19 protein-coding genes are annotated in these 16748 nt (G+C 63.4%); 14 read left to right on the top strand and 5 right to left on the bottom strand.

Annotation, left to right across the window (positions count from 1 at the left end):
* Window positions 1-421: 421 nt before the first annotated feature.
* Both NKH41_RS15580 and NKH41_RS15585 read left to right on the top strand, forming a co-directional pair.
* Window positions 422-1009 carry a YqaA family protein gene (locus NKH41_RS15580; RefSeq protein ID WP_023677958.1) on the top strand — a complete coding sequence of 196 codons (588 nt, stop codon included), beginning with the start codon at window positions 422-424 and terminating at the stop codon, window positions 1007-1009.
* 29 nt (window positions 1010-1038) lie between these two features.
* Window positions 1039-1557 (top strand): disulfide bond formation protein B, encoded by a 519-nt coding sequence (locus tag NKH41_RS15585; protein ID WP_352769943.1) that lies wholly within the window; start codon window positions 1039-1041, stop codon window positions 1555-1557.
* Between the two features lie 151 nt (window positions 1558-1708).
* Here NKH41_RS15585 and NKH41_RS15590 read toward each other — a convergent pair whose 3' ends face one another.
* Both NKH41_RS15590 and NKH41_RS15595 read right to left on the bottom strand, forming a co-directional pair.
* Window positions 1709-2266 (bottom strand): HNH endonuclease, encoded by a 558-nt coding sequence (locus NKH41_RS15590; protein ID WP_023677956.1) that lies wholly within the window; start codon window positions 2264-2266, stop codon window positions 1709-1711.
* Window positions 2267-2395: 129 nt separating this feature from the next.
* Window positions 2396-3037, bottom strand: a complete 642-nt coding sequence (locus NKH41_RS15595; RefSeq protein WP_352471385.1) for a DNA-3-methyladenine glycosylase family protein — start codon at window positions 3035-3037, stop codon at window positions 2396-2398.
* Window positions 3038-3159: 122 nt separating this feature from the next.
* Between NKH41_RS15595 and gluQRS the strand changes: the two genes are divergently transcribed.
* Both gluQRS and NKH41_RS15605 read left to right on the top strand, forming a co-directional pair.
* Window positions 3160-4035, top strand: a complete 876-nt coding sequence (gluQRS, locus tag NKH41_RS15600; RefSeq protein ID WP_352769946.1) for a tRNA glutamyl-Q(34) synthetase GluQRS — start codon at window positions 3160-3162, stop codon at window positions 4033-4035.
* Between the two features lie 140 nt (window positions 4036-4175).
* Entirely contained in the window at window positions 4176-5066 is an 891-nt protein-coding gene (locus NKH41_RS15605; RefSeq protein ID WP_352769948.1) for a DMT family transporter, read from the top strand.
* On the opposite strand, the gene NKH41_RS15610 is transcribed toward NKH41_RS15605, so the two are convergent.
* Window positions 5033-5887: a YihY/virulence factor BrkB family protein gene (locus NKH41_RS15610; RefSeq protein WP_292656768.1), complete on the bottom strand. Its 855-nt coding sequence runs from the start codon at window positions 5885-5887 to the stop codon at window positions 5033-5035. The genes NKH41_RS15605 and NKH41_RS15610 overlap by 34 nt on opposite strands.
* Before the next feature lie 57 nt (window positions 5888-5944).
* Here NKH41_RS15610 and NKH41_RS15615 point away from each other — a divergent pair, with 57 nt between their 5' ends.
* The 7 genes from NKH41_RS15615 to NKH41_RS15645 all read left to right on the top strand — a co-directional run bounded on the left by NKH41_RS15615 (window position 5945) and on the right by NKH41_RS15645 (window position 11499).
* Window positions 5945-6811 (top strand): SDR family oxidoreductase, encoded by an 867-nt coding sequence (locus NKH41_RS15615; RefSeq protein WP_352540180.1) that lies wholly within the window; start codon window positions 5945-5947, stop codon window positions 6809-6811.
* Window positions 6812-6834: 23 nt separating this feature from the next.
* Complete coding sequence (locus tag NKH41_RS15620; RefSeq protein WP_023677950.1) at window positions 6835-7026, top strand: twin transmembrane helix small protein; 192 nt, start codon at window positions 6835-6837, stop codon at window positions 7024-7026.
* 25 nt (window positions 7027-7051) lie between these two features.
* A complete protein-coding gene (locus tag NKH41_RS15625; RefSeq protein ID WP_352615986.1) occupies window positions 7052-7633 on the top strand; it encodes a cob(I)yrinic acid a,c-diamide adenosyltransferase in 582 nt (193 codons plus the stop codon).
* Between the two features lie 25 nt (window positions 7634-7658).
* Window positions 7659-8462: a rhomboid family intramembrane serine protease gene (locus NKH41_RS15630; protein ID WP_352540182.1), complete on the top strand. Its 804-nt coding sequence runs from the start codon at window positions 7659-7661 to the stop codon at window positions 8460-8462.
* Window positions 8463-8670: 208 nt separating this feature from the next.
* Entirely contained in the window at window positions 8671-9420 is a 750-nt protein-coding gene (locus NKH41_RS15635; RefSeq protein WP_352769951.1) for an electron transfer flavoprotein subunit beta/FixA family protein, read from the top strand.
* A 156-nt stretch (window positions 9421-9576) separates the two neighbouring features.
* Window positions 9577-10506, top strand: a complete 930-nt coding sequence (locus NKH41_RS15640; protein WP_023677946.1) for an electron transfer flavoprotein subunit alpha/FixB family protein — start codon at window positions 9577-9579, stop codon at window positions 10504-10506.
* Between the two features lie 114 nt (window positions 10507-10620).
* Window positions 10621-11499 (top strand): 3-hydroxybutyryl-CoA dehydrogenase, encoded by an 879-nt coding sequence (locus NKH41_RS15645; protein ID WP_352769954.1) that lies wholly within the window; start codon window positions 10621-10623, stop codon window positions 11497-11499.
* Window positions 11500-11507: 8 nt separating this feature from the next.
* Here the strand turns inward: NKH41_RS15645 and NKH41_RS15650 are convergent, their stop codons facing one another.
* Together NKH41_RS15650 and NKH41_RS15655 are read right to left on the bottom strand one after the other, a co-directional pair.
* Window positions 11508-12146: an NrsF family protein gene (locus NKH41_RS15650; RefSeq protein ID WP_352769957.1), complete on the bottom strand. Its 639-nt coding sequence runs from the start codon at window positions 12144-12146 to the stop codon at window positions 11508-11510.
* A 1-nt stretch (window position 12147) separates the two neighbouring features.
* On the bottom strand, window positions 12148-12690 hold the full coding sequence (locus NKH41_RS15655) for a sigma-70 family RNA polymerase sigma factor (RefSeq protein WP_023677943.1): 543 nt from the start codon (window positions 12688-12690) through the stop codon (window positions 12148-12150).
* 202 nt (window positions 12691-12892) lie between these two features.
* On the opposite strand from NKH41_RS15655, the gene NKH41_RS15660 reads away from it, so the two are divergent.
* From NKH41_RS15660 to NKH41_RS15670, 3 genes are all read left to right on the top strand, one after another.
* Window positions 12893-13900, top strand: coding sequence for an iron ABC transporter substrate-binding protein (locus NKH41_RS15660; RefSeq protein ID WP_352777497.1), 1008 nt, complete (start codon window positions 12893-12895; stop codon window positions 13898-13900).
* Window positions 13901-14069: 169 nt separating this feature from the next.
* Entirely contained in the window at window positions 14070-15653 is a 1584-nt protein-coding gene (locus NKH41_RS15665; RefSeq protein ID WP_352540184.1) for an ABC transporter permease, read from the top strand.
* A complete protein-coding gene (locus NKH41_RS15670) occupies window positions 15650-16732 on the top strand; it encodes an ABC transporter ATP-binding protein (protein ID WP_023677939.1) in 1083 nt (360 codons plus the stop codon). The genes NKH41_RS15665 and NKH41_RS15670 overlap by 4 nt, the downstream gene beginning before the upstream one ends.
* Window positions 16733-16748: the final 16 nt, after the last annotated feature.

Raw genomic sequence — 16748 nt, forward strand, 5'->3', positions numbered from 1 at the left:
GCTGCACCTACGCAGAGGGTGGCAGTTCGAGAATTAAGCGGCTCTTAACTCCTAACCCATTGACCTCCAATCCTATTACCCTGCGGGCTGACGGTAGACGCATCCTGATTTTGAGTCGAGCGCGTCTACCAATTCCGCCATAGGGGCTCAGGCCGGGCGGCCTGGATGGGCGCGGACTATACGGTTGGAGGCCTGTTCGTCAACTGGCCAAATCCCGACATCTGGGCTCGCTCAAGCCTCAGCCTTTCGATTTCGTGAAGCAGCTGCCATTGTGCAGCGCGGAAAATCTTTCTAGACAGGCGGCGCATGTCATTGAAGCGCACCTCGTCCGACGAGGTTGATGCTGGGCGCTTCCAAGTCTTGTTTGTACATGTCGTGATCCCAAGACCGCTTCTGGTTTGGGCGTGCATTAGGAGTGCCGATGCTTCGCGGACTTTACGACTGGACCTTGTCGCTGGCGGCGAGCAAATCCGCCGAATGGTGGCTGGCCTTCATCGCCTTCGTCGAGAGCTCGGTGTTCCTGGTGCCGGCCGACGTCCTCTATCTGCCGATGGCGCTGTCGCGGCCGGATCGCGCCTATCGTTACGCGCTGGTCGCCACCGTTGCCTCGGTACTGGGCGGCATCGCCGGCTGGTTCATCGGCCATTATGCCTATGATGCGGTGGCGCGGCCGATCCTCGAATTTTATGGCAAATATGACGAGTTCGAGGCGATGCGCGTCTCGTCGGGTGTTGGCTTCATCATCCTGATGCTGGTCACCTCCGGCCTCGCCCATCTGCCGCCGATCAAGGTTGTGACGATCCTGTCGGGCGTCATCGGTGTTCCTTTGCTGCTGTTCATCGTGCTGGCAATCGTGGCGCGCGGTGCTCGCTTCCTGTTTCTCGCGTGGCTCTTGCGCCGCTATGGCGAGCCGATCCGCCACTTCATCGAAAAGCGCCTCGGCCAGATTGCAGGCGCCGCCGCCGCCGCCCTGATTTTGCTCTATATCGTCGTCAAATACGCCGTCTGAACGGCATCCAACCGAATGGACTGAGCCCGATGACAGCGACCGTGAATACCGATACCGGACGCCAGCGGCTGCGCACCGCCCTGTTCCTCGCTGTCGCCATGGCCGCCACGGTCGGCTCGGCGCTGGCCTTCCAGTATCTCGGCGGCTACATCCCCTGCAAGCTCTGCCTCGAGCAGCGCACGCCTTACTACGTCGGCGTGCCCTTGATGCTGCTGGCGGTGCTTGCGTCGGCTCTTCAGGCGCCAGCCTGGGTAAGCCGTGGCCTGCTGGCCATTGGCGGCCTGCTGATGCTCTACGGCGTCTATCTCGGCGTTTATCACTCCGGCGTCGAATGGGCGTGGTGGCCAGGCCCGACCGATTGCACCGCAGCCGCCGGGCCGGTGGACACCGGCGGCAAGGGCGTGCTCGATGCGCTCGACAAATTCGTCCCGCCCTCCTGCGACAAGGCGGCGCTCCGCATTCTCGGCCTGTCGCTGGCCGGCTGGAACGCCATCGCCAGCTTTGTCCTGGCAGTCGTAGCCTTCCGCAGCGCCTTCGCCCGCGACTGATTTAGCGCGACACGAGATCATCCAAGAATTCGGCAGGCTGAGTCGGGTGGAGTGATTGCCGAGAACCGAAGCGGAGCGGACATTGGTCCGTGAGCATCGGAAGCGCAGAAAATCGCTTCAGACGGCCAGCCTCCCGAATTATCGGATGATCTCAGGGCTCGAGTTCGACATCCCAGTACAGATAATCCATCCAGCTTTCGTGTAGATGGTTGGGCGGGAACAGCCGGCCGTTATTATGCAAATCATGCACCGTCGGCTGGTAGGGCTTCTGCAGCGGCCACATCTTGGCGTGGGCCGGCATCATGCCGCCCTTCCTCAGATTGCAGGGCGAGCAAGCAGCGACGACATTCTCCCAGGTCGTGGCGCCGCCGCGATGGCGAGGAATGACATGGTCGAACGTCAGATCGTCCGGCGTGCCGCAATATTGGCATTGGAAACGGTCACGCAGGAAGACGTTGAAACGGGTAAACGCCGGATGCCTCGACGGCTTCACGTAAGCCTTCAGGCTGACGACGCTCGGCAGCTTCATCGAAAAGGTCGGTGAAGAGACGGCGTGTTCGTATTCGGCGACGATGTTCACCCTCTCGAGGAACACCGCCTTGATGGCATCCTGCCAGGACCAGAGCGACAGGGGGTAATAGCTGAGCGGACGGTAATCCGCGTTCAGCACCAGCGCTGGAAGCCCATCCGGAGATACGGCAACCGTCACGTCGTTGACCTCCTTCACCCTAGAACCGGTCGACGCGGATACTGTAAGCCCGACATGACAGGGATGTGAAGCGGATTGTCGATCATGCCGGGTCTCAAAAACGCATGATTTCAATGCTTTTTTGCGGATTCAGGCCGGAGGCGCGGCATCCCTGCCCTTCAATTCGCGATAATAAGCCCAGAAAAGCCGCGATGCGACACCGCGCCACGGGCTCCATGATTCGGCAAGCCGGATCAGCATTTTCTCCGGCGGACGCGGGTCGATGCCTAGTGCATGGCCGACCGCGCTCTGCAGTGCAACGTCGCGCGCCGGAAAGATGTCCGGGTGTCCGGCGGCAAACAAAAGGTAGACTTCAGCCGTCCACGGGCCGATCCCCGGCACCCTGGTCATGGCCGCGATCGCCTCGCTTGCATCGAGCCGGCAGAGGTGATCGAGGTCGAGCCCGTCGGCCACCGCCCGGGCGACGGCAAGCAGGCCGCGCTGCTTGGGTCGCGACAGCCCGGCCTCGCGAAAGATCACCTCGTCGGCGGCAAGTATCGCCTGCGGCGTCAGCGGATCGAGCAGTCTCGTCAGCCGGCCGAAGATGGCGTCGGCGCTCGCGCGGGACACTTGTTGCGAAACGACGATGGAAGCAAGGCTCCTGAACCCCGGCTCCGATAGCCTGAGCGGCACCTCGCCGGCCATGCCGCGCACTCTTTCCAGGCGTGGGTCGAGTAAGCATAGCCTATCCAGCCCTTGCGCAATGTCGTCGAGACTGGCGATGCGTTGCATGTCTGCTTGTTCCAAAATCAAAAGTGCCGCACGCTTCGTCACGTGTCCCTCTGGACGCACGACGCCACCGGCGCAAAGTAGCAATTGGCGAAAGCGCCACACAACCCGATTGCCGCCGGACAATGACACTGCTGACATTCCGCTTCGCGCCGAGCCCGAACGGCGAACTGCATCTCGGCCATGCCTATTCGGCGCTGCTCAATCAGAAATTGGCAAAGGCGACGGGCGGACGCCTGCTGCTGCGCATCGAGGATATCGACACGACGCGCTGCACGCCGGAATTCGAGGCAGGCATTTTTCGCGACCTGAAATGGCTGGGGCTTGGCTGGGAGGAACCGGTGCGCCGCCAGTCCGAGCATTTTGCCGAATATCGGGCGATGCTCGAGCGGCTGATCGAGGAAGAACTTGTCTACCCGGCCTTCATGAGCAGAAGTGAGATCCGCGCCTTTATCGCCGACAGCGAGAAGCGTGGCCGCGACTGGCCGCGCGACCCGGACGGCGTGCCGCTCTATCCTGCCGCCGACAAGGCGTTGACGGCGAGCGAACGCAAGCGGCGCCAGGCCGAAAATGTGCCATTTGCCTGGCGGCTGGACGTCGATGCGGCAATAGCGCGCGCCGGCAAGGACCTGTCATGGGCCGAATACACGGACGAGACGCTCTCCGCGACGCGTCGTGTCGAAGCCCATCCGCAGAATTGGGGCGACGTGGTCGTGGCGCGCCGCGAAATCCCGACCAGCTATCACCTCGCCGTCACCATGGACGACGCGCTGCAGGGCGTCAGCCATGTCGTGCGCGGCCAGGATCTCTATTCCGCGACCAGCGTGCAGCGGCTGCTTCAGCAACTGCTTGGTCTGCCGCAGCCGGCCTATTTTCACCATCGCCTGATCCTCGGCCCGGACGAACGAAAACTGTCGAAGAGTCTTGGCGATACCGGCCTTGCCGCCCAGCGTAAGGCGGGCGCATCGCCGGACGATGTCAGGCGGCTGGTCGGTCTGTAGACCGGTGCGCCGACGGCCATCAACGGCATTCCTCAATGCACATCACTCTATGGATCAACGGTTTGGTTTTGCCTTCCGCTCGGAACGGCATTAGAGCAAGCGCGACAATCAGTCCTCACCGACGCGTAGCCTCCGGAAAAATGCACAGCCTCAAGCGGTTCATCCCCGCCTCTTTCGTCGTCCTGTGGGCGACCGGCTTCATCGGCGCGCGCTATGCCATGCCGTGGGCGGAGCCCTTTACTTTCCTGGCCGCGCGCTTTGTCCTGGCCGCAATCCTGCTTGTCGCTTTGATGGCCGCGCTTGGTTCGAGCCGTGCCACCCGCGACGAGGCGCTGCACGCGACCGGCGCCGGCATCCTGATGCATGGCGTCTATCTCGGCGGCGTGTTCTGGGCCATCCACCGGGGCATGCCCGCCGGACTTTCAGCCCTGATCGTCGGCCTGCAGCCGCTGATCACGGCAGTGCTCGCCGGCAGGCTTCTCGGCGAGGCCATCCTGCCGCGCCACTGGGCCGGTCTTGGCCTCGGGCTGATCGGTGTGGTGATCGTGCTCTGGCCGAAGCTCGGCGCGCTCGGCGGCGGGGTGACGGCCGAAACACTGGGCGCCTCCCTTGTCTCGGTGCTCGGCATGAGCGCCGGCACGATCTGGCAGAAGCGCTTTGCTTCCGGCGGCGATCTGGTGGCCGCCACGTTCTGGCAATATGTCGGCGGCGCATCGGTAATGGCCTTGGCCTCGCTAGCCTTCGAGACGCGAACGGTCATCGTCAATGGCGAACTGATCTTCGCCATGGCCTGGCTCGTGCTGGTGCTGTCGATCGGCGCCATCTTCCTGTTGATGGTGATGATCCGCGACGGCGAAATGTCGAAGGTCGCCTCGCTGTTTTACCTCGTGCCGGCCGTCACCGCGGTCATCGCCTGGGCATTGTTCGGTGAGCAGTTGAGCCCGCTCCAGATCGCCGGCATGGCGATCGCGACGCTCGGCGTCGGGCTGGCGACGGCTCAGCCGCCGACGCGGGCACGCGCCTCTAAATAGCGGCTGATCGCGGCGTTGAGCTCGCCACCGAGGATGAAGATCGCTGATACGATGTAGAGGAAGACGACGGCGATCATGATCGAGGCGAGGCCGGCATAGGTCGTCACATAGGACGAGAAATGATCGAGATAGGCGGCGAAGATGGTCGACCCGATGAGCCAGCCGACCAGCGTGAAGATGATGCCAGGCACGATCGAAACGAAGCGGCGCTTGCCGGCCGGCAACCAGAAATGCACGGCGAACAGGCCGCCGATGATGACGACCGAGGCGATGACGTAACGCCACAGCGTGATCGTGCCCATGTAGGGCTTTATCCATTCGAAATGCGACTCGGCCAGCCGTGCCAGCAACGGCGCGAAGACCAGCAGCACGCTGATGGCCAAAAACCCGGCCGTCGCGATCAGCACGAAGATGATGCTCTGCACCCGCCGGTAGATGATGCCGCGCGTTTCCGAGACACGATAGGCCCGGTTGAGCGAGGTGCGCAGCGCCTCGATGCCGTTCGAGGCGAAATATCCGGCAAGCACGATACCATAGGTCAACAGGTCACTGCGCCGGACGGTAAGCACGTTGAGCACCTCGCGCGCGATCGGTTTGGCGATCTGCTCGGGCCATGTGTCGAACACAAGGTGCACGGCGGTGTCGGCGAAAGCCTGCGCGCCGAAAAAACTCGCCAGCGTCGTGGCGAAGATCAGGAAAGGAAAAAGCGCCATCAGCGCGGTGATCGCCAGATGGCTGGCCATTGCCCAGCCGTCGTCGGTGTTGAAGTGGCCGAGCGCGTCGTAGAGGACGCGTTTGAGGGCTACGATCTTCCGCAACAAGAACCGCGTTCCCTTCGATTGTCCCGACGCCGCGAATATGGGAAGGGTTTGCGGTAAATGACAACCCTAGGTCAAACCACCATTCCTCCCGGAGAAGAGTTGCGCACCATCATTGTCACAGGTGCCTCTTCCGGTATAGGCGCCTATTGCGCCTATGCTCTTAAGAGGGAAGGCTGGCGGGTGTTCGCAACGGCCCGAAAGCCCGAAGATATCGCCGCGCTCGAGGCCGACGGCATCGAGGCCTTTTATCTGGACTACACCGAGCCCGGATCGATCGAGGCGCTGGTGGCGTCGGTGCTGGAACGGACCGGCGGCCGGCTCGGTGCGCTCTTCAACAATGGCGCCTACGGACAACCCGGCGCCGTCGAGGATCTGCCGGTCGAGGCTTTACGGCAGCAGTTCGAGGCCAATGTCTTTGGCTGGCATGATCTCACTCGCCGCGTCGTACCGGTGATGCGCCGTCAGGGCCATGGTCGTCTCGTTCATTGCTCATCGATCCTCGGCCTCGCGCCGGTGCCTTTTCGCGGCGCCTACTCGGCATCGAAGCACGCTATCGAAGGGCTGATGCTGTCCCTCTATCAAGAACTCCGGGGTAGCGGCATCCATGTTTCGCTGATCGAGCCGGGGCCGGTGAAATCGAAGATCGCCAGCAACAGCCTCGCATGGTTCCTGGCGAATATCGATCACGAGAATTCCGTTCATCGCCTCGCCTATGCGGCGCAACTCAAACGGCTGCGGGCCGGCGGCAGCACATCGCGGCTGAAGCCCGGGGCGGAGGTGGTTTATGCCGCCTTGCACCATGCGCTTCTGTCGCGGCGCCCGCGCCCGCATTATGTGGTAACAGTGCCGGCCAGGATCGGTGTGATCCTTAAACGCATCCTGCCGGCTTCTGCACTCTACCGTCTGCTCGCCAATCGCGCCTGAACGCAATTCAACTGGAACACACCATGGCAACCGTCTTCAACATCCTCGCCGTTCTTGTCATGGTCGCAGTGGTGATCGTGCTGATCCGCGGCCTCATCAACATGATGCGCGGCGGCTCCAGCATGACCTCCAACAAGCTGATGCAGACGCGCGTGCTCTTGCAGTTCGTGGCCTTGGTGCTGATCATGCTGGCGGTGTATTTCACCCGTAAGTGACGCAGCACCAGCCGGGAGGTACCCCGTGGTCAAGCTCAACAAGATCTACACCCGCACTGGCGACGATGGCACCACCGGTCTCGGCTCCGGCGAGCGGCGGCTGAAATCCGACCTTCGCATCGACGCCTACGGCACGGTCGACGAGGCCAATGCCTGCATCGGCATGGCCCGCATTCATACCGCGGCAGTAAATCCGGCGATCGATGCGATGCTCGGCCGCATCCAGAACGACCTTTTCGACCTCGGCGCCGATCTGGCAGTCCCCAATAATGGCAAGCCGCTCGACTACGAGCCGTTGCGCATCATCGCCTCGCAGACCGACCGCGTCGAACAGGACATCGATCTCCTCAACAAGGACCTTGAGCCGCTCAAATCCTTCGTGCTCAACGGCGGTACGCCGGCAGCGGCTGCCCTTCACCTCGCCCGCACGGTGGCCCGCCGCGCCGAGCGCATCATGGTTGCGCTGTCGCAAGATCCAGACGAGCACGTCAACCGCGAGGCGATAAGATACATCAACCGTGTCTCGGACTTTCTGTTCGTCGCCGCACGCGCGGTCAATGACAACGGAAATGCCGACGTGCTATGGGTTCCCGGCAAGAACCGCTGAATCTGCCGGAACCGGGAGAGGCCTGATGTTTATCCCGCTTTATGACACCAACCGGCTGCGGCACATCAAGCTGCAATATGTGACGATCAGCCTGATCGCGCTCAACGTGCTGATCTACTTTGTCACCACATTGGGCGGCGAGGATTTCGCCAACGCCGCGGTGATGGGCCTCGGTTTCATCCCGTCGGTTGTGCATGACAGCGTCGAGCTCGCTCCGCAATTTGTCGTCATTCCGGAGAGCCTGAGCTATCTGACCTATTCCTTCCTGCACGCGGATATCTTCCACCTCGGCGGCAACATGCTGTTCCTGTGGGTGTTCGGCGACAATGTCGAGGATGCACTTGGCCATGTCCGCTACCTCGTCTTCTACCTGCTTTGCGCCATCGCCGGCGCTTTCCTCCAGGGTCTGGTTGCCTGGGATTCGCGGGTGCCGCTGATTGGCGCGTCGGGCGCCATCGCCGGTGTGGTCGCCGCCTATCTGATCCTATATCCGCGGGTGAAGGTATGGGTGCTGGTCTTCGCGCGCATCCCGTTGCGCATCCCGGCGTTCATCCCGCTGATCCTGTGGATCCTGTTCCAGATCTTCATGTTCTCCCAGGGGGGCGAGGATCAGGTTTCCTGGGCCTGCCATATCGGCGGCATCATCGCTGGAGCCGTGCTGGTGCTTGTCTTGCGCAGCCGCGGCGTACCGCTACTCGCCGGCGCAGACGAGGAGCCAGCCGTGGTCGCCGGTCCGGCGCCCGTAGCCGGGGAGCCGGCGCCAAGCGACCCACAACCTGCGCAGCCGGCGCCGCGCTGGGGCCGGGGAAGCGTTTCCGGTCCGGACTGAACCGATTTGAGTGCTTCGCCGAGGATCCGAGTGCGCCCCGGATATTGACGCGCGGGGTCGCCGCAACTACGGAAGCGCCACCCTACTGGCGTGGCGAAGACCAGAATTCCGTCCGGAATGTCGGCTTTCGACAACTATGAAGAGGTGCACGCTGCTATAGCGCGCCCGACGAGCGTGAAGAGACTATCGTGAAAGAGGTGACAGGCAAATGAAGATCCTTGTGCCCGTGAAGCGGGTTGTGGATGCGAACGTCAAGGTCCGGGTGAAGGCGGACGGTTCGGCGGTGGAACTCGCCAACGTCAAGATGGCGATGAACCCGTTCGACGAGATCGCGGTCGAAGAGGCGATCCGGCTGAAGGAAGCTGGCAAGGCCGAAGAGATCATCGTCGTGTCGATCGGGCCGCAGCAGGCACAGGAGACCTTGCGCACGGCGCTCGCCATGGGCGCCGACCGCGCCATCCTGGTCAAGACCGACGAGCAGACTGAGCCGCTGGGCGTCGCCAAGGTGCTGAAGGGCGTCGTCGAGGCAGAACGGCCCGGCCTTGTCATTCTCGGCAAGCAGGCGATCGACGACGATTCCAACCAGACCGGCCAGATGCTGGCCGCACTTCTCGGCTGGGCGCAGGGCACCTTCGCCTCCAAGATCGTGCTCGACGGTGACAAGGCCACGGTGACGCGCGAGGTCGATGGCGGCCTGCAGACGCTGGAACTGAAGATGCCGGCGATCGTCACGGCCGATTTGCGGCTGAACCAGCCACGCTACGCGTCTCTGCCCAACATCATGAAGGCCAAGAAGAAGCCGCTCGACGAGAAGAGCCCTGCCGATTACGGCGCCGACGTCAAGCCGCGGCTTAAAGTGCTCAAGACCGAGGAGCCGGGCGGCCGCAAGGCGGGCGTCAAGGTCAAGAGCGTCGCCGAACTGGTAGACAAGCTGAAGAACGAAGCCGGCGTGCTCTAAGGAAATCCGATGAGGCCCGGCCTGCAAACGGCCGGTTTCTCCGCTTCCGGTGCTCACGTACTGAAGTACGCTCCGCTCCGGTTCTCGAAACCAACCGTTTTCGACTCGGCCTGACCGGATTTCAGGAGCCTCGAAGACGAAAGTCAGGAAAACATCATGGCTATTCTTCTGATTGCCGAACACGACAACGCTGCGCTTTCCGACCAGACCGCCAAGGCGCTTTCGGCGGCGCTGCAGATCGGTTCGGACGTGCATGTGCTGGTTGCCGGCAAAGGTGCCAAGCCGGCAGCGGACGCCGCCGCCAAGCTCAAGGGCGTCACCAAGGTGCTGCTCGCCGACGCCGACGAACTGACCGAGCGTCTCGCCGAACCGCTGGCGGCACTCGTCGTTTCGCTTGCTGAGCCATACGAGACGATCATCGCGCCGGCGACCTCGTCGGGCAAGAACGTCGCGCCCCGCGTGGCGGCGCTGCTCGATGTCGCCCAGATATCTGAAATCATCGAAGTCGTGTCGCCCGACACCTTCAAGCGGCCGATCTATGCCGGCAACGCCATCCAGACGGTGCAGTCCAGTGACGCCAAGAAGGTCATCACGGTGCGTACCGCTTCCTTCCAGGCAGCGCCCGAGGGCGGTTCCGCGCCGGTCGAGACGGTCCAGGCGGCGGCCAATCCCGGCCTGTCGAGCTTTGTCGAGAACAAGCTCTCCGAGACCGACCGTCCAGAGCTGACCTCGGCCAAGATCATCATCTCGGGCGGCCGTGCGCTGGGCTCCTCCGAGAAGTTCCAGGAGGTCATCCTGCCGGTCGCCGACAAGCTCGGTGCGGCGGTTGGCGCATCTCGCGCCGCCGTCGATGCCGGCTATGCGCCCAACGACTGGCAGGTCGGCCAGACCGGCAAGGTGGTAGCGCCCGACCTTTATATTGCCGTCGGCATCTCCGGTGCCATCCAGCACCTTGCCGGCATGAAGGATTCGAAGGTGATCGTTGCCATCAACAAGGACGAGGAAGCGCCGATCTTCCAGGTCGCTGACTACGGTCTCGTCGGCGATCTCTTCGTCATTCTGCCGGAACTGCAAAAGGCGCTTTGACGCCTTCTGCCAAAGCGTATTAAATTCTGAGGGGTGGGGTAGACGAAGTCGCCCCGCCCTTTTAGTTTGCACTGCACAAAAAACGGGCCGCAAAGGCCTCGACGGGATCGGGTAATGAGCAAGATCGAAACGATCGGCATCATCGGCGCGGGCCAGATGGGTGGCGGCATCGCCCATGTGTCGGCGCTGGCGGGCTATAAGGTGCTGGTTTACGATATTTCGCCCGACCGCATCGAAAAGGGCATCGCTACGATCAGCGGCAACATGGCCCGTCAGGTCGGCTCAGGCAAACTCGAGGAAAAGCTGCGCAATGAGGCGATGGCGCGCATTTCGGTGGCACCGGCCATGGCCGACCTTGCGGGCGCCGATCTGGTGATCGAAGCAGCGACGGAGGACGAGACGGTCAAGCGCAAGATCTACGCCCAGCTCTGCCCGCAGCTCAACCCCGAGGCCATCCTGGCGACGAACACGTCATCGATCTCGATCACACGGCTGGCTTCGCAGACCGACCGGCCGGAACGCTTCATCGGCATACATTTCATGAATCCGGTTCCGGTGATGAAACTGGTCGAACTGGTGCGCGGCATCGCCACCGAGGACCAGACCTTCGAGGCGGCAAAAACCTATGTGAAGCAGCTCGACAAGACGATCACCGTCTCGGAGGATTTCCCGGCCTTCATCGTCAACCGCATCCTGCTGCCGATGATCAACGAGGCGATCTACACGCTCTATGAAGGTGTCGGCTCGGTCGACGCCATCGATACCGCCATGAAGCTCGGCGCCAACCATCCGATGGGGCCGCTGCAGCTTGCCGACTTCATCGGGCTCGATACCTGCCTATCGATCATGCAGGTGCTGCATGACGGGCTGTCGGATTCGAAATACCGCCCCTGCCCGCTGCTGGTCAAATATGTCGAGGCCGGCTGGCTCGGCCGCAAGACCGGGCGCGGCTTCTACGACTATCGCGGCGAGCATCCCGTTCCGACACGCTGATCGCCTCGCTACCAGCGCACAAAAAGTCGTCCGCCGAGCGCCCCGAGCACGGCAAGGATGGCGACCGCGATCGTATACCAGGTGCCGACGAAAAGCGGCGAATCGTCGAAGCAATGCGCCGCATAGAAGGTCGCCGCCAGCCCGCCGGCAAGCAGGCCCGCGGCCGCACCGGCAAGCACCGGCCTTGTCGGCGCGCCATGGCGCAGCACCGCGAGAAAGACGGCAAGCGGGCCGATCCCGATCAACGGAATGAAGGTCAGGCAGATGACCATGTTCGTGCCGACCAGGCGCGTGCCCCAGTCGGACGCAGGCACGGCGAAGAGTTCGAAAATCACAGCCACAATCACCAGCAGCGGCGCGGCGACCATCCAGCTCACCGCCCGGCCGGTCGATGCACCGGGCGTCGACAGCCCACGCACCAGGACAAAGGCGCTGGCGGCAAGAGCAATCGTGAAGACGAATTTGGACAGGAACCGCATCGTGTGCATGGCGATCGCAATGTCGGGGCGCGGGCCGATCGTCAGCCAGAAAACCGCGGCCGCGATCACGATGGCCGCGCCGGCGGCAAGCCACCAGGCGGTGCCTAGCGGCAGCGCCTTGCTGCGGGCATCGGCGTCGAGCGCCTTGATGAAATCTTCGGTCCTCATGTTATTCCCGCCCCGCCCTGAACCGTTTGGCAATGGCGGCAAGCCCGCGGTGCAGTGACACCCGCACAGCCGTCTCGCTGATGCCGAATTTGGCCGCGGTCTCACCGATTGACCGGCCTTCGACCGATACGGCCGAGACGACGGAACGCTGTGCCGGCGGCAGGCTGTCGAGCGCCCGGTTGACGTCGCGCTCGCTCACCGTCTCCGATTCCGGCTCGGCAAAGGTCTCGGCGATTTCGTCGATCTCGATCTCGATCCGCCGACCGCGCCGCCGGAACGCATCGATCAGCTTGAAGCGGGCTATTGCATAGACCCAAGGCAGCACCGGCGCATCATGGCGCCAGGTGTGTCGTTTCACATGAATGGCCAGCAAGGTTTCCTGCACGACATCCTCGGGATCCACCCCGCCCTGCACGATCTTGCGCCGGGCAAAGCCACGAACGAGCGCGGCGATCCGGTGCAGAAAGTCGGCATAGGCCCTTTCGTCTCCGGCGATCGCGGCCCGCAGCAGCCGTGAAAGCTCGGCTTCGTCCTTGCCGCTCACAAGAGTTCACTCCCCGATATTCGCGTCTCGGCGCTGATTTGTTACGGGGCCGGCGAAATAATGTCCAAGGCAAATTAGCTGAGCATCACGAAAGTTTGCTCCTTTTGAGCGATTGAGTGGGTCAGCAATGTTGACTGCACCAGTCAGGTATTGGTAGGTGCAGCGTGCCAAGCCAAAGACCATCGAAATCGAGGACGACGCCATGAAATATGCTCTTTCCGCCCTTGCCGGTGCGACAGCACTTGCAATCAGCCTGATCGCCGGCCCGGCAATAGCAGAGGACGAGGGCATCGTCGTTTACAACGCCCAGCACGAAAACCTGACCAAGGCCTGGGCGGAGGGATTTACCAAGGAAACCGGCATCAAGGTTACCGTCCGCAATGGCGGCGACAGCGATTTCTCCAATCAGATCGTTGCGGAAGGCACCGCTTCGCCCGCCGATGTATTCCTGACGGAGAATTCGCCGGCCATGGCATTGGTCGAGGCGGCCGGCCTGTTCGCACCGGTCGACACCGAGACGCTGGCCCAGGTTCCGCAGGAGTACCAGCCGGCGAGCGGCAAATGGGTCGGCGTTGCCGCGCGCAGCACCGTCTTTGCCTACAACAAGACCAAGCTGAGCGCCGACCAGCTGCCCAAATCGCTGCTCGATCTCGCCGATCCGAGCTGGAAGGGCCGCTGGGCCGCTTCGCCCTCCGGCGCCGATTTCCAGGCGATCGTCAGCGCGCTTCTGCAGCTCAAGGGTGAGGCGGCGACGGCCGAATGGCTGAAGGCGATGAAGGCGAATTTTACCGCCTATAAGGGCAACAGCACGGTGATGAAGGCGGTCAATGCCGGCGAGGTCGAAGGCGGCGTGATCTATCACTATTACTACTACGGCGATCAGGCCAAGACCGGCGAGAACAGCAAGAACGTCGAGTTGCACTATTTCAAGCATCAGGATCCCGGTGCTTTCGTCTCGATTTCCGGCGGCGGCGTGCTGGCCTCGAGCAAGCACCCGAAGGAAGCGCAGGCTTTCCTGAAATGGGTCACCGGCAATGGCGGCCAGGACGTGCTGAAAACAGGCGATTCGTTCGAATACGCAGTCGGCAAGGGCGCCGAGTCCAATCCGAAGCTGGTGCCGCTGGCCGATCTGCAGGCGCCGAAAGTCGACCCGACGACGCTGAACTCGAAAAAGGTGACCGACCTGATGACGGCGGCCGGCTTGCTTTAGCCGGCGTTCGTCCTAAAAGGGCAACCGACTGCGCTCCTGTGGGAATTCGCTTTCCACAGGAGCGCTCTGTTTTCAAGATGGCATTTGCCTATGACCACAAGCTACCCGCGAGATTATCCGCCGCCGATCGTTTCCGCCTCCGGGCGGAGCTGGCGCAACGTCTGATCTGATGCAATCCGCGATCGATCTCGCACGCCCAGGCTTGCCGGCCGACGCCACGGCCGTGCGGGCACGTCGTTGGTCGGTCTCATGGATTGCGTTGGCTGCCGTCTTTGTCTCGCTTTTCGCGCTGCTGCCGCTTGCCTTCATCGTCTGGGTGGCGGTGCAGACCGGCTGGGAAACGGTGGCGGCGCTGGTGTTCAGGCCGCGCGTCGGCGAGCTTCTGGTCAACACCAGCCTGCTGGTGGTGCTGGCGGTGCCGATCTCGATCGTGCTGTCGGTCACGCTGGCCTGGCTGACCGAGCGCAGCGATCTGCCGGGTGCCCGCCTATGGGCCTGGCTGTCGGTGGCGCCGCTCGCCATTCCGGCCTTCGTCCACAGTTACGCCTGGGTCACCATGGTGCCCAGACTGCACGGCCTGTGGGCCGGCGTGCTTGTGTCGGTCATCGCCTATTTCCCCTTCCTTTATCTGCCGGTGGCGGCGGCATTGCGCCGGCTCGATCCCGCTCTCGAGGATGCAGCGGCAGCCCTTGGTCTCGGCCCGTGGCGTGTGTTCAGGCGTGTCGTGCTGCCGCAGCTCCGGCTCGCTATTTGCGGCGGCTCCCTGCTGGTCGGCCTGCATCTCCTGGCCGAATACGGGCTCTATGTCTTCATCCGCTTCGACACCTTCACCACCGCGATCGTCGACCAGTTCCAGTCGACCTTCAACGGTCCCGCCGCCAACATGCTGGCCGGCGTGCTGGTGACCTGCTGCCTTGTGCTGCTCGGGCTGGAGGTGCTGGTGCGCGGCGAGGAGCGCTATGCCCGCGTCGGTTCGGGTGCTGCGCGCCAGCAGCAGCGCACGGGCCTTGGGCGCGCCACCATTCCTTGCCTGCTGCTGCCTGCCATTACCACGCTGCTGGCGCTCGGCGTGCCGTTCGCCACTATCGGCCGCTGGCTCATGGCCGGCGGCGCCGATGTCTGGCGGCTCGACGAGATCGGCCTGGCGCTTGGCCAAACGCTGTTCCTAGCAATTGCCGGCGCGCTGCTTGCCACCGTCGCGGCAATGCCGATGGCGTGGATTTCGATCCGCGCGCCGGGGCGGCTGCAACGCGTCCTGGAGGGCTGCAACTATATCGTCGGCGCGTTGCCCGGCGTTGTCATCGCCCTGGCGCTGGTCACCATCGCCGTGCGTATCGCCATGTCGCTCTACCAGACCCTGTTCACCATCCTGGTCGCCTATGCGCTGATGTTCCTGCCGCGCGCCCTGATTAGCCTCAGGGCGTCGATCGCACAGGCGCCGGTCGAGCTCGAACGCGCCGCCTCCAGCCTCGGCCGGTCGCCGCTCAAGGCGCTGTGGTCGACGACCATCCGCCTGTCGGCGCCGGGCGCCGCAGCCGGCATGGCGTTGGTCGCGCTGGGTATCATGAACGAATTGACCGCAACCCAGATGCTGGCGCCCAACGGCACCCGCACGCTGGCCATGGCGTTCTGGTCCTATAGCGGCGAGATCGACTATGCGTCGGCGGCGCCTTATGCCCTGATCATGGTGGCGATGTCGCTGCCTTTGACCTGGTTGCTCTACGTCCAGTCGAAGCGGATGGCCGGGCGATGAGCTTTCTCGAGCTGAGCGGCATCCACAAGCACTACGGGCCCGTCGCAGCACTTGCCGGCGTCGACCTCAGCGTGGCCAGCGGCAGCCGTACGGCAATCGTCGGGCCGTCCGGTTGCGGCAAGACCACCTTGCTGCGGCTGATCGCCGGCTTCGAGGCGCCGGACCAGGGCCGCATCGTGCTTGATGGCGAGGTGCTGGCCGATGGCGACACGGCCGTGCCGGCGCATCGCCGCGGCATCGGGCTGGTGGCGCAGGACGGCGCTCTATTCCCGCATCTGAGCATCGCCGCCAATATCGGCTTCGGCATGGGCCGTCACGAGGAAAAGCGCAGTGAGCGCATCGCCGAGCTCGCCTATGTCGTCGGGCTGGACAAAGGTATCCTGAAGCGCCGTCCGCACGAACTCTCCGGTGGCCAGCAGCAGCGCGTCGCGCTCGCCCGCGCTATGGCCATGAAGCCGCGGCTGATGCTGCTCGACGAGCCGTTCTCGGCGCTCGACACCGGCCTGCGCGCCTCGATGCGCAAGGCCGTGGCCGAGCTCCTTGAAACCGCCGGCATCACCACCATCCTGGTCACCCACGACCAGGCCGAGGCACTGTCATTCGCCAGCCAGGTCGCGGTGATGCGCGACGGCAAATTCTCGCAGGTCGGCACGCCGCGCGAGCTCTATTTCAAGCCGAAGGACAGGATGGTCGCCGAGTTCCTTGGCGACGCCATCGTCCTGCCGGCAAGGATCGCCGATGGCTTCGCCATCTCGCCACTCGGCCGCATCGCTGTCGACAGCTCGGAGCGGCGCGACGTCGCCCGCATCATGCTGCGGCCGGAGCAGGTGTTGCTTAAACGCACATCGCGTGAAGGCATGTCCGGCACGCCGGACATGCTGTTCGGCGAGGTGACGGAATCGGAGTTCGCCGGCTCGATGTGCACCATCGCGGTGCGTCTGTTGAACAGCCCCGATCCGCCCGACGCCGCCGCCATCGGCAATACGCCGTTGATCCTGCGCAAGCCGGGCATGGACGCGCCGGCGATCGGCGAGATCGTCCGGCTGACCGTGTCGGGCAAGGCGCATGTGTTTGCCTGAACGGTTTTGCGCAAGG

This window comes from Mesorhizobium sp. M1169 (assembly GCF_040318345.1).
Taxonomy (GTDB): Bacteria; Pseudomonadota; Alphaproteobacteria; order Rhizobiales; family Rhizobiaceae; genus Mesorhizobium.

Excerpts from the sequence above, each read along its gene's own strand:
- NKH41_RS15650 (WP_352769957.1), bottom strand. The coding sequence starts at position 12,146 with ATGAGGACCGAAGATTTCATCAAGGCGCTCGACGCCGATGCCCGCAGC.
- NKH41_RS15620 (WP_023677950.1), top strand. The coding sequence starts at position 6,835 with ATGGCAACCGTCTTCAACATCCTCGCCGTTCTTGTCATGGTCGCAGTG.
- NKH41_RS15635 (WP_352769951.1), top strand. The coding sequence starts at position 8,671 with ATGAAGATCCTTGTGCCCGTGAAGCGGGTTGTGGATGCGAACGTCAAG.
- NKH41_RS15580 (WP_023677958.1), top strand. The coding sequence starts at position 422 with ATGCTTCGCGGACTTTACGACTGGACCTTGTCGCTGGCGGCGAGCAAA.
- NKH41_RS15660 (WP_352777497.1), top strand. The coding sequence starts at position 12,893 with ATGAAATATGCTCTTTCCGCCCTTGCCGGTGCGACAGCACTTGCAATC.
- NKH41_RS15645 (WP_352769954.1), top strand. The coding sequence starts at position 10,621 with ATGAGCAAGATCGAAACGATCGGCATCATCGGCGCGGGCCAGATGGGT.
- NKH41_RS15630 (WP_352540182.1), top strand. The coding sequence starts at position 7,659 with ATGTTTATCCCGCTTTATGACACCAACCGGCTGCGGCACATCAAGCTG.
- NKH41_RS15595 (WP_352471385.1), bottom strand. The coding sequence starts at position 3,037 with ATGCAACGCATCGCCAGTCTCGACGACATTGCGCAAGGGCTGGATAGG.
- gluQRS (WP_352769946.1), top strand. The coding sequence starts at position 3,160 with ATGACACTGCTGACATTCCGCTTCGCGCCGAGCCCGAACGGCGAACTG.
- NKH41_RS15670 (WP_023677939.1), top strand. The coding sequence starts at position 15,650 with ATGAGCTTTCTCGAGCTGAGCGGCATCCACAAGCACTACGGGCCCGTC.
- NKH41_RS15615 (WP_352540180.1), top strand. The coding sequence starts at position 5,945 with ATGACAACCCTAGGTCAAACCACCATTCCTCCCGGAGAAGAGTTGCGC.
- NKH41_RS15605 (WP_352769948.1), top strand. The coding sequence starts at position 4,176 with ATGCACAGCCTCAAGCGGTTCATCCCCGCCTCTTTCGTCGTCCTGTGG.
- NKH41_RS15640 (WP_023677946.1), top strand. The coding sequence starts at position 9,577 with ATGGCTATTCTTCTGATTGCCGAACACGACAACGCTGCGCTTTCCGAC.
- NKH41_RS15585 (WP_352769943.1), top strand. The coding sequence starts at position 1,039 with ATGACAGCGACCGTGAATACCGATACCGGACGCCAGCGGCTGCGCACC.
- NKH41_RS15665 (WP_352540184.1), top strand. The coding sequence starts at position 14,070 with ATGCAATCCGCGATCGATCTCGCACGCCCAGGCTTGCCGGCCGACGCC.